Annotated in this window: 1 protein-coding gene; it reads left to right on the top strand. The window is 71.5% G+C overall.

The window, feature by feature from the left end; all coding sequences use genetic code 11:
* The first annotated feature begins 47 nt into the window (after window positions 1–47).
* Entirely contained in the window at window positions 48–12269 is a 12222-nt protein-coding gene (locus tag ACFYWY_RS34960; RefSeq protein WP_389194482.1) for a type I polyketide synthase, read from the top strand.
* The last annotated feature ends 71 nt before the right edge of the window (window positions 12270–12340 follow it).

Below are 12340 nucleotides of genomic sequence, written 5' to 3'. Positions count from 1 at the left end.
CCCGCTTCTACACCTCGCTGGGCGACCTGTTCGTACACGGTGTGGAGGTGGACTGGTCCCCGGCGTTCGCCCCGCACCGGCCCCGGGTGGTGGACTTGCCGACGTACGCGTTCCAGCGCCGGCGTTACTGGCTGGAGTCGGGTCGTCCTTCGGCGGCCGGGGTTGTCGATCCGGTGGATGCGCGGTTCTGGGAGACGGTGGAGCGCGAGGATCTGGAGGGTCTGGCCGGGACGTTGGGCCTGTCCGAGGATGGGGCGCTGCGTGAGGTGTTGCCGGCGTTGTCGTCGTGGCGGCGGCAGCGGCAGCAGCGCAGCACGGTGGACGGGTGGCGTTACCGGATCGTATGGCGGCCCCAGCCGGAGCCGGAGCAGGGGACGTTGGAAGGCCGCTGGCTGATCGTCGTCCCGGCAGACCACGAGAACGACAATCTCGTACAGTCCACCCTCAAGGCCATCCGGGACAGCGGAGCCGAGGCCGTACCTCTCGTCCTCCAGGACTGCTGGACCGATCGTCGAGTCGTGGCTGACCAGTTGCACGCGTCCATCACGGCAGACGTCCCCAGCGGCGTCATCTCGCTCCTCGCCCTTGATGAGCGGCCCCTGCCCGAGCGCCCCGAGGTCACCGTAGGACTCATCCAGTCCGTCGCCCTGATGCAGGCGCTCCTCGACGCCGCAGTCGAAGCTCCGCTGTGGCTGCTCACGACCGAGTCCGCTGCCACAGGATCATCCGATGACGACGACGCGGTGCGAAACCCCCTCCAAGCGGCGGTCTGGGGCCTCGGCCGGGTGTTCGCCCTGGAGCACCCCAAACAGTGGGGCGGTCTTGTCGACCTGCCCGCCGAGTTGGACGACCGCGGCACGGCCCTGCTGTCCGGGGTCCTCGCGACGGGCGGCGACGAGGACCAGCTCGCCGTCCGCGGCGCCGGACTGTTCGCCCGCCGCCTGACCCGTGCCCCGCTGGACAGAGAGCCGGGCAGGCTCTGGCGTACGAGCGGCACGGCCCTGGTCACTGGCGGTACCGGTGGCCTCGGTGCGCACACCGCCCGACTGCTCGCCCGTAGTGGCGCCGAGCACCTCCTGCTGACCAGCCGGCGCGGCCTCGACGCCCCGGGCGCGGTCGATCTGCGTGACGAGCTGGTGGCACTGGGCGTCGGAGTCACCATCGCCGCCTGTGATGTGACGGACGCCGACGCCCTTGCCGGGTTGGTCGCGCAGGTCGAGGCCGAAGGTCCGCCCATCCGGTCCGTCGTGCACACTGCCGGGGTCGGCCTTCTCGTGCCACTCGTCGACACCACGCTCGAAGAGTTCGCCGAGGGGGCCCGCGCCAAGCTGCTCGGCGCCCGCAACCTCGACGCTCTGTTCGACCGCGACGGCCTCGACGCCTTCGTGCTGTACTCGTCCGTCGCCGGTACGTGGGGCAGCGGTGACCACGGCGCGTACGCCGCGTCGAATGCCTATGTCGACGCGCTCGCCGCTCACCGCCGCGCACGCGGCCTGACGGGAACATCCATCGCCTGGGGCATCTGGAGCCCGGAGGGCGGCGGTATGGCCGTCGATGTGGTGCGGGACCAACTGCGCTGGCGCGGCATCCCGTTCATGTCGCCGCACCTGGCCGTTCTTGGACTTCAGCAGGCGCTCGACCACGATGAGACCTTCCTCGCCGTGGCGGACATCGACTGGGAACGCTTCGTCCCCGTCTTCACGGCCGCGCACCCCCGCCCGCTGCTGCACGAGGTCCCGGAAGTGCTCCGGGCACTCGAAGCCGACGAGGCCGACACGGAGGTTGCCGAGAGTACTTCCGCGTCGCTCCGTTCCCAGCTCATCGAGCTGGCTCCGACGGAACGCGAGCGGCTGCTGTCCGACCTCGTACGCAAGCAGGTCGCCGCCGTGCTCGGCCACGCGGACACGGCGGACATCGCGGTCGGCCGTGCCTTCCGCGAGCTGGGCTTCGACTCCCTCACCGCGGTGGAGCTGCGCAACCGGCTCAACGCGGCCACCGGAGTGAGGCTCCCCGCCACCGTTGTCTTCGACTACCCGAGCGTGAAGACGCTTGCCGGGCACCTGGAGACGACGCTCGTCGGCGAGAGCGCCGCTCTGCCCGCACCAGCTGCCCCCGCGGCCGTCATTGCCGCCGCGCCGGCCGGTGACGACCCCATCGCGATCGTGTCCATGGCCTGTCGGTACCCGGGTGATGTGCGGTCGCCCGAGGATTTGTGGCGGCTGGTTCGGGACGGGGTCGACGCCGTGTCGGCGTTCCCGACCGACCGGGGGTGGGACCTGGACGGCATGTACGACCCGGACCCCGACCGCACAGGCACGTGCTACGCCCGCGATGGCGGGTTCCTCGACGCGGCCGGTGACTTCGACCCGGAGTTCTTCGGGATCTCGCCGCGCGAAGCCCTGGCGATGGACCCGCAGCAGCGGCTGCTCCTGGAGACCTCCTGGGAGGTCTTCGAGCGTGCGGGCATCGACCCCAGGACATTGCGGGGTACCCAGACCGGTGTGTTCTTCGGGGCCGCCTACCAGGGGTACGGCAACGTGGAAGCACCCGACGGGCTGGAAGGGCACCTCATCACCGGGACGGTGACGAGCATCGCGTCCGGCCGTGTCTCGTACACGCTCGGACTGGAAGGCCCGGCGGTGACGCTGGACACGGGTTGCTCGTCGTCACTGGTGTCGCTGCATCTGGCCATACAGGCGCTTCGCTCGGGGGAGTGCTCCCTGGCGATCGCAGGGGCCGCGGCTGTGATGAGCGAACCCATCGGGCTGGTGGGCTTCAGCCGTCAGCGTGGGCTCGCGCGGGACGGGCGGTGCAAGGCCTTCGCGGCGGCGGCCGACGGTATGGGCATGGCCGAGGGCGTCGGTGTGCTGCTGGTGGAGCGGTTGTCGGATGCCCGGCGTAATGGCCACCAGGTGCTCGCGGTGATCCGCGGCAGCGCTGTCAATCAGGATGGTGCGTCGAATGGTCTGACGGCGCCGAACGGTCCGTCGCAGCAGCGGGTGATCCGGGCTGCGTTGGCGAATGCGGGTCTGTCGGCGGGTGATGTGGATGTGGTGGAGGCGCACGGTACGGGGACGACGCTCGGCGACCCCATCGAGGCGCAGGCGCTGATCGCCACGTACGGGCAGGAGCGGGACGACGACCGCCCGCCGTTGTGGATCGGCTCCGTCAAGTCGAACATCGGGCACACGCAGGCGGCGTCCGGTGTGGCGGGTGTCATGAAGATGGTGCTGGCCATGCGGCATGGCGAGCTGCCCGCCACATTGCACGTGGATGAGCCGTCGCCGCATGTGGACTGGTCTGCGGGTGCGGTGGAGTTGTTGACCGAGGCGCGGCCGTGGGAGGAAGAGGCGGGACGTCCGCGGCGTGCCGGTATCTCGTCCTTCGGCGTGAGCGGGACCAATGCGCATGTGATTGTCGAGCAGGTTAAGGAGGAGGCGGAGCAGGCTGACGAGGGGGAGTCTGCGCCGTCGTCGTCGGGTGTTGTGGTGCCGTGGGTGGTTTCTGGGCGTTCTGCCGAGGCGTTGATGTCTCAGGCGGGTCGGTTGGCGTCGTATGTGGAGAGCGCTCGGCCCTCGCCGGTTGAGGTGGGTTGGTCGCTGGTGGCGTCGCGGTCCGTGTTCGAGCACCGGGCCGTTGTCGTGGGATCGGAGAGCAGCCAACTGACGGCGGGGCTGCGGTCGGTGACCGCACCAGGTGCGGTCACCGATCCGGGTAGGACGGTGTTCGTCTTTCCGGGGCAGGGGTCGCAGTGGGTGGGGATGGCGGTGGAGTTGCTGGATTCCTCGCCGGTCTTTGCTGTGCGGTTGGCGGAGTGTGAGGCGGCGTTGGGGCCGTTCACGGATTGGTCGTTGACGTCGGTGTTGCGTGGGGTTGTGGGTGCGCCGGGTCTGGATCGGGTGGATGTGGTTCAGCCGGTGTTGTGGGCGGTGATGGTGTCGCTGGCTGAGGTGTGGCGTTCGTACGGTGTGGAGCCTGCGGCGGTGGTGGGGCACAGCCAGGGCGAGATCGCCGCGGCGTGTGTGGCTGGGGGATTGAGCTTGGAGGACGGGGCTCGGGTCGTGGCGTTGCGCAGCCTGGCCATCCGGTCGCTGTCCGGACAGGGCGGAATGGTGTCGGTGGCGCTGCCCCGGCCCGAGGTGGAGGAGCTGCTGGTCGAGTGGTCGGGGCGTCTGTCGGTGGCGGCGGTCAACGGACCGTCATCGGCCGTGGTGTCGGGTGATGCGGAGGCGTTGGACGAGCTGATCGCCGCCTGTGAAGACCGAGGTGTCCGGGCGCGGCGGATCGAGGTGGACTACGCGTCGCATTCGGTGCATGTGGAATCTCTCAAGGATGAGCTGCTGGAGGTTCTGGCGCCGGTCAGTCCTCGTTCGGGTGGGGTGCCCTTCTTCTCCACGGTGACGGGTGAGTGGCTGGATACGGCGGAGCTTGATGCCGGGTACTGGTTCACCAATCTGCGCCAGACGGTGCGGTTGGAGCCCGCGGTCCGCACTCTGCTGGCCGAGGATCACCGGGTGTTCGTGGAGGTCAGCCCGCATCCGGTGCTGACGATGCCGGTGCAGGAGACCGCCGAGGCTGCTGGCGTCGAGGCGGTGGTGACCGGGACCCTGCGCCGGGACGACGGCGGCATGGCCCGCTTCTACACCTCGCTGGGCGACCTGTTCGTACACGGCGTGGACGTGGACTGGTCCCCGGCGTTCGCCGCCCACCGGCCCCGGCTCGTGGACCTGCCCACCTACGCCTTCCAGCACCGGCGCTACTGGCTGGAGTCACGCAAGTCCACAGCAGAGTCGCCCGCTTCGGGACTCGTCGATGCCGGATTCTGGGACACCGTCGAACGCGAGGACCTGGAGGGTCTGGCAGGGACCTTGGGTCTGTCCGACCAGAACGCCTTGCGTGAGCTCCTGCCCGCGCTCTCGCTGTGGCGCAGACAGCAGCAGCAACGGAGCACGGTCGACGGATGGCGCTACTCCATTACCTGGCGCCCCCAGCCGGAGCCCGCGCGTACCAGCCTGGACGGCACCTGGCTGGTCGTCGTCCCCGCAGGCCACCAGGACGCCCACCTCGTCCAGAGCGCCGTACGCGCGCTCCAATCGGGCTCCGCGCGCATCAGGACCCTGATCGTCGATACAGCGGACTCCGACCGGGAATGGCTCGCCACCCGGCTGCGGGCCGAGGCCGAGACGGCCGACACGATCACCGGAGTGCTGTCCCTCGTCGCTCTGGAGGAACAGCCGTGGACCGCGACGGACTCACTTCCCGCAGGCCTTGTCCTGATGACGTCGCTGCTCCAGGCGCTCGGTGACGCCGGAATCGATGCCCCGCTGTGGTGCGCGACCCGTGGTGCGGTGTCGGTGAACCGTGCCGATGCCCTCGACCACCCGATGCAGGCGATGGCATGGGGGCTCGGCCGGATCGCGGCCTTCGAGTATCCGCAGCGGTGGGGCGGCCTCGTCGACCTGCCGAGCGAGCTGGACGAACGGGCCGGCCGACGGCTGGTCGCGCTGCTCGCACAGGACCTGGGCGAGGACCAGGTGGCGTTGCGTGCTTCCGGGGTCTTCGCCCGCAGGATGCTGCGGTCGCTCACGGGAGACCGGCCGGCCGGCGAGGAGTGGCGCCCCAAAGGCACCGTACTGATCACCGGTGGAACGGGCGCACTGGGCGGACACGTCGCCCGCTGGCTCGCCCGCAACGGCGCCGAGCATCTCGTGCTCGTCAGCCGTCGAGGCCCGGCGGCGCCGGACGCGGCTGTGCTGGTCGGGGAACTGGTGGAACTCGGGGCGCGTGCCACCGTGGTGGCGTGCGACGTGTCCGACCGCGCGGCGGTGGAGGCGCTCCTCGGGAGTCTGCCGGAGGACCAGCCGCTCACGGCTGTGGTGCACACCGCCGGAGTCATCGATGACGGTGTGATCGACATGCTCACCCCGGACCGGGCGCAGGGCGTACTGGGGCCCAAGGCGGGCGCCGCACTCGCGCTGCACGAGGCGACACGGCACCTGGACCTGTCGGCGTTCGTCCTGTTCTCCTCCATGGCGGGCACCCTCGGCGGTCCCGGACAGGGCAGTTACGCGGCGGCGAACGCGTACCTGGACGCGCTCGCCCTCCGGCGCCGCGCCGAGGGCCTTCCCGCGACCTCTATCGCCTGGGGCGCCTGGAGCGGCGGCGGTCTGGTTGACGAGGAGATGGCACAGCGGCTCCGCCGCGACGGGGTGCCGCCGATGGATCCCGACCTGGCCGTCGCCGCTCTGCAGACCGCCCTGGACGAAGACGAGACGTTCCTGATCGTCGCGGACGTCGACTGGCAGAAGGCCACCGCCCGGCTGGTGGCCGCGCTGCGCGAGCTGCCCGAGGCCCAGGCGCCGGGCAGCGGGACCAAGGAGGATGCTGTGCGGGACGACGCACCGCCGTTCGTCGTCCGACTGCGCGAACTGCCGCCCACCGAGCGCCGTGCGGCGCTGCTGGACGACGTACGTACGACGGCCGCCGCCGTACTCGGTTACGACCGGGCTGACGCCATCCCCGCCGACCGGGCGTTCCGCGAACTGGGCTACGACTCGCTCACCGCCGTGGAGCTGCGCAACAGGCTCTCCGAGGCAACCTGGCTCCGGCTGCCCGTCACGCTGGTCTTCGACCACCCGACGGCGGCCGCGCTCACGGCGTTCCTGTACGACGAGCTCTTCGGCGCGGCGCCAGAGACCGTGGACCCGACCGCACCCGTCGTCTCGATGGACGACGATCCGGTCGTCATCGTCGGGATGAGCTGCCGCTACCCGGGGAAGGCCGATTCGCCCGAGGAGCTGTGGCGGCTGCTCGACGAGGGCACCGATGCCATCTCCGGCTTCCCCACCAACCGGGGCTGGGACATCGAGCGGCTCTACGACCCGGACCCCGACAAGCCCGGCACCTTCTACGCTCGCGACGGCGGGTTCCTCTACGACGCCGACCACTTCGATCCGGCGTTCTTCGGGATCTCGCCGCGCGAGGCGGTCGCGATCGATCCCCAGCAGCGGCTCCTTCTGGAGACCTCCTGGGAGGCGATCGAACGGGCGGGGATCGACCCGGTCATGCTCCGCGGCTCCGAGGCGGGGGTCTTCGTCGGGTCGAACTACAACGACTACGGTTCCCGGGCGCAGACGGCGCCGGAAGGCCTGGAGGGATATCTGGCCACGGGCAGCGCGAGCAGCGTCGCCTCGGGCCGCATCGCGTACACCTTCGGGCTGGAGGGACCGGCCGTCACAGTGGACACGGCGTGCTCGTCGTCGCTGGTCGCGCTGCATCTGGCGACCCAGGCTCTGCGGTCCGGCGAGTGCACGCTCGCACTGGCCGCCGGGGTCACTGTGATCTCCACCCCGCAGACCTTCATCGAGTTCAGCAGGCAGCGGGCGCTCGCCCCCGACGGGCGGTGCAAGGCATTCTCTGCGGACGCCGACGGCGCCGGCTGGGCCGAGGGTGTCGGAGTCGTCCTGCTGGAGCGGCTGTCCGAGGCACGCAGGCTCGGACACCCGGTGCTGGCCGTCGTCAAGGGCACGGCCGTCAACCAGGACGGCGCGTCCAACGGCCTGACGGCACCCAACGGGCCGTCCCAACAGCGCGTCATCCGACAGGCGTTGGCCAACGCGGGACTGTCCGCACGGGACGTCGACGTCGTCGAGGCGCACGGTACCGGCACGCAGCTCGGCGACCCGATCGAGGCTCAGGCGATCATCGCGACCTACGGTCAAGGACGCCCCGAGGACCGCCCGTTGTGGCTCGGCGCGATCAAGTCGAACATCGGCCACACCCAGGCGGCGGCCGGTGTCGCCGGGGTGATCAAGATGGTGCAGGCCCTGCAGCACGGCGTGCTCCCGCGCACGCTCCACGCCGAGCAGCCGTCACCGCACATCGACTGGTCGGCCGGGAATGTGCGCCTGCTCAACGAGCGGCGCGAGTGGACGCCGGGCACCGGCCCGCGCAGGGCCGGGGTCTCCGCCTTCGGCATCAGCGGCACCAACGCGCACGTGATCCTGGAGGAGCCAGAGCCGGACGTCACCGAGTCCGGAGGGACCCCGCAGACCTGTACGCCGGAGCGGTCCGTCCCGGAAACCGTCGTCCCCTGGCTGCTGTCCGCGCGCGGCACCACGGCACTGCGGGCTCAGGCCCAGCGGCTGTTGGAGCACATCACCCGCAGCGACATCACGCGCAGCGACATCACGCACGGTGATGTCACGCGCAGCGACGTCACGCACAGCGCGCGACTCGCGCCTGCCGACATAGCGATGTCCCTGGCCACCTCGCGCGCCGGCTTCGAGGACCGGGCAGCGATCCTCGGCACGGGCTCCGCCGAACTCACCGACGCCCTCCGGGCGTTCGCCGAAGGCCGCGAGCACCCGCGGGTCTCCGTGGACCGCCCCCGCCCCGGCAAGCTGGCCTTCCTCTTCCCTGGGCAGGGGTCGCAGCGCGCGGAGACCGGTCGGAGCCTCTACGCGACCTTCGACGCCTTCGCTGACGCTCTCGACGCGGCCTGCGCGCACCTCGACACCCACCTCGACCGGCCGCTGCGCGACGTGCTGTTCGCAGAGCCCGGAACGCCCGAGGCGGACCTGCTCGACCGGACCGTATACACCCAGGCCGGTCTCTTCGCCCTCGAAGTCGCCCTGTTCCGGCTGCTCGAAAGCTACGGGGTACGCCCGGATGTACTGCTCGGCCACTCGATCGGGGAGCTCGCCGCAGCACATGTCGCGGGCGTGCTCTCCCTGGACGACGCCTGCCGCCTGGTCGCCGCACGCGGCCGGCTGATGCAGGCCCTGCCGGCCGGCGGCGCCATGGTGTCCGTACAGGCGGCAGAGGAGGACGTGCTGCCGCTGCTCGAACCGTACGAGGGCCGGGTTGTGATCGCGGCACTGAACGGACCGGCCGCCACCGTCATCAGCGGTGACGAGGATGCCGTCGCCGAGGTCGCCGGCCAACTGGCCGCCGCGGGACACAGGACCAGGCGTCTGCGCGTCAGCCACGCCTTCCACTCGGCCCACATGGACGCGATGCTCGAGGAGTTCGCGGCCGTCGCGGCCGAGTTGAGCTACGAGCCGCCGACCGTGCCCGTCATTTCCAACGTCACGGGACGCCCGGCCACCACGGACGAGCTGTGCAGCCCCGACTACTGGGTGCGCCACGTGCGTCAGGCAGTCCGGTTCCACGACGGGACCCGGACCCTCGAAGAGATGGGTGCCACGACGCTCATCGAGCTCGGGTCCGGGGTGCTCACCGCCATGGCGGACGAGTGCCTGACAGCGGACGGGGTGGCGCTCGTCGCCCTGCTGCGCCGCGACCTGGGCGAACCGGAGTCGGTCACCACGGCGCTCGCCCATCTGCATCTGCGGGACCACGGACCTGACTGGGACGCCTATTTCGAGCACTCGGGCGCCCGGCGCGTGCTGCTGCCGACGTACCCGTTCCAGCGGCAGCGGTACTGGCTGGAGGCAGCCGCGAGCCTGGATGACATGTTCGCCGCGGGACTGGAAGCGGCGGGCCATCCGCTGCTCGGGGCGGCCGTGCCGCTCGCCGGTTCCGACGGCGCACTGTTCACCGGGTTGCTCTCCGTCGGGCGCCAGCCGTGGCTGGCCGACCACGCTGTGGACGGCACACTGCTCTTCCCCGGCACGGGTTTCCTGGAGTTGGCGCTCCAGGCATGCGAACGGATCGGCGCCGGCCACGTCGAGGAGTTCACGATCGAGGCCCCGCTCGTCCTGCCGGAGGACGGCACGGTACAGCTCCAACTCACCGTCGGCGACGCGGACGAGTCGGGCCGGCGTGCGGTCACCGTGCACTCGCGGCCCGCGGCACGCGCGGACCAGGAGGACACCCCCTGGACCCGGCACGCCGACGGCACCCTGGCCGAGGGCCCGCCCGAACCCGATGCCCTCGCCCTCGCCGACCTCACCGCCTGGCCCCCGCCGGGCGCGGATCCGGTCGACGTATCGGACCTGTACGAGCGGACGGCCGCGAACGGTTTCGCCTACGGACCGGCCTTCCGCGGCCTGCGCGCCGCCTGGCGCAAGGGCGAGGAGGTGTTCGCCGAAGTGACACTGCCCGAGCAGCACCATGACGCCGGCTTCGTCCTCCATCCGGCGCTGCTGGACGCCGCTCTGCACACGGTCGCGCTCGCCGCACCCGACACGGAACGGGCCGTGCTGCCGTTCAGCTTCCGGCAGGTCACCGCGGCGCCGGCCGCGAGCCCTGACACCCTGCGGGTCCGCCTGGTCCGGCAGGGAGAGGACACCTTCGGCGTACAGCTGGCGGACGCGTCGGGTGCCTGGCTCGCCGCGATACCGGCGCTCGTACTGCGGCCGGTCGACCCCGCGGCGCTGGCAGCCGCCGGACCGAAGTCCGACAGCCTGTACCGGATGGAGTGGGCGCCGCTGCCGCTGGCCGGCAGCGCCGGCGAACCGTACGCCGTGGTCGGCATCGGTGCCGTACCGCAGGCGGCCGACGCCGACGGCGGCCGGTACGCGGACCTGGCCGAACTGGCCGCTGCCGTCACCGCCGGAGCCCCGGTGCCCGCAACGGTGCTCGTCAACTGCCCGCAGGCCCAAGGTGACACGGCCATGGCCACCCGCCGGGCCGTACACCACGCACTGGACGTCGCCAAGGCCTGGCTCCAGGACGAGAGGTTCAGCGGGTCGCGGCTGGTGATGTGCACCCGAAACGCCGTGGCCACAACGGCCGGCGCCGCTGTGCGGGGGCTGCCGCAGTCCGCCGTCTGGGGCCTTGTCCGCACCGCCAAGGCCGAGAACCCGGGCCGTTTCGCCCTGCTCGACCTCGATGGAACGGACCAGTCCGTGGCCTCGCTGCCGGCCGCCCTGGCGACCGGTGAACCCGAGATCGCCCTGCGCGAGGGCGCTGGCAGTGTGCCACGTCTGGTACGGGCCCGGGCGGCAGAGCCGTTCCGCGGCCTCGGCGCGGCCGGCGCGGGAGGCACGGTGCTCATCACCGGGGCCAGTGGCGTGCTCGGCCGCATCGTCGCCCGTCACCTGGTGACGGCGCACGGTGTGCGGAACCTACTGCTCGCCAGCCGCAGCGGTCCGGACGCGGCCGGGATGCGCGAGCTGGAGAAGGAGCTGCGCGAGCTGGGCGCGAGCGTCGAACTCGCCGCCTGCGACGTCGCCGACCGGGCCGAGGTCGCCCGGCTGCTGTCCTCCGTATCCCCCGAGAGTCCGCTCACCGCCGTGGTGCACACCGCGGGCGTGCTCGACGACGGCGTCATCGGCTCGCTGACCGCGGAGCGCATGGACGCGGTGCTGCGTGCCAAGGCCGACGCCGTACTCCACCTGGATGAGCTGACGCGCGACCTCGACCTGGAGGCGTTCGTCCTGTTCTCCTCTCTCGCCGGAACGTTCGGCGGGGTCGGGCAGGGCAACTACGCGGCGGCCAATGCCTTCCTCGACGCTTTCGCCCACGCCAGGCGGGCGGCGGGACGGCCCGCAGTGTCCCTTGCCTGGGGCCTGTGGGCCGAGCGCAGCGGCATGACCACCAAACTGGACGAGGCCGACCTCCACCGGATGGCCAGGGGCGGCGTCCGTCCCATGCCGTCGGACCAGGCACTGGCCCTGCTCGACGCCGCGCTCGCCTCGGGCGAGCCGTTCCTTGCCCCGGCCAGGCTCGACGTGGCGGCGCTGCGTGCCGCTGCCGGAGACGTTCCGCATCTGCTGCGGTCACTGGTGAAGCCGCCCCGGTCCTCCGCCGGCCGTCCGGCCGCCGCGGCGGAAGCCGAGCAGCTCGGCGCCCGGCTGGCCGGGCTGCCGGAAGCGGACCGACGCCGGGCCGTGCTCGATACCGTCCTGAGCCAGGCCGCTCTGGTCCTGGGGCATGCCTCGGCCGACGCGATCGACCCCGACCGCGGCTTCCTGGAGCTGGGCTTCGACTCGCTGACCGCGGTCGAGCTGCGCAATCGGCTCGGCGCCGTGACCGGAACCAGGCTGCCCGCGACACTGCTGTTCGACTACCCGGAACCCACCGGACTGGCCGACCACTTGCTCGGCAGGCTGGCACCCGCGGTGGAGGAGCAGCTGGGCGACGGCTCGGTGCTCGACCGGCTCGACGCGTGGGAGGCGCAGATCGAACCGATCATGGACGACACGGAGGCCAGGGCGGCGCTGCGCAGTCGGCTGCAGGGGCTCATGGCCCGGCTCGAGAGCCTGCCGGAGGACCCGGATCCGGGGCTGGAGAACAGGCTGGAGAAGGCGTCGGACGATGAGCTGTTCGACTTCATCGAGAACGAGCTCGGCGGGTCGTGAAGACCTGACCGCAAAGGGAACGGCCCCGCGCCCGGGCCCCGGGGGGGGGGGGGGGGGGGGGCGCGGGCGCC

The organism is Streptomyces sp. NPDC002870 (assembly GCF_042888505.1).
In the GTDB taxonomy this organism is placed as follows: Bacteria; Actinomycetota; Actinomycetes; order Streptomycetales; family Streptomycetaceae; genus Streptomyces.
This window is presented reverse-complemented; position numbering and strand designations above follow the sequence as displayed.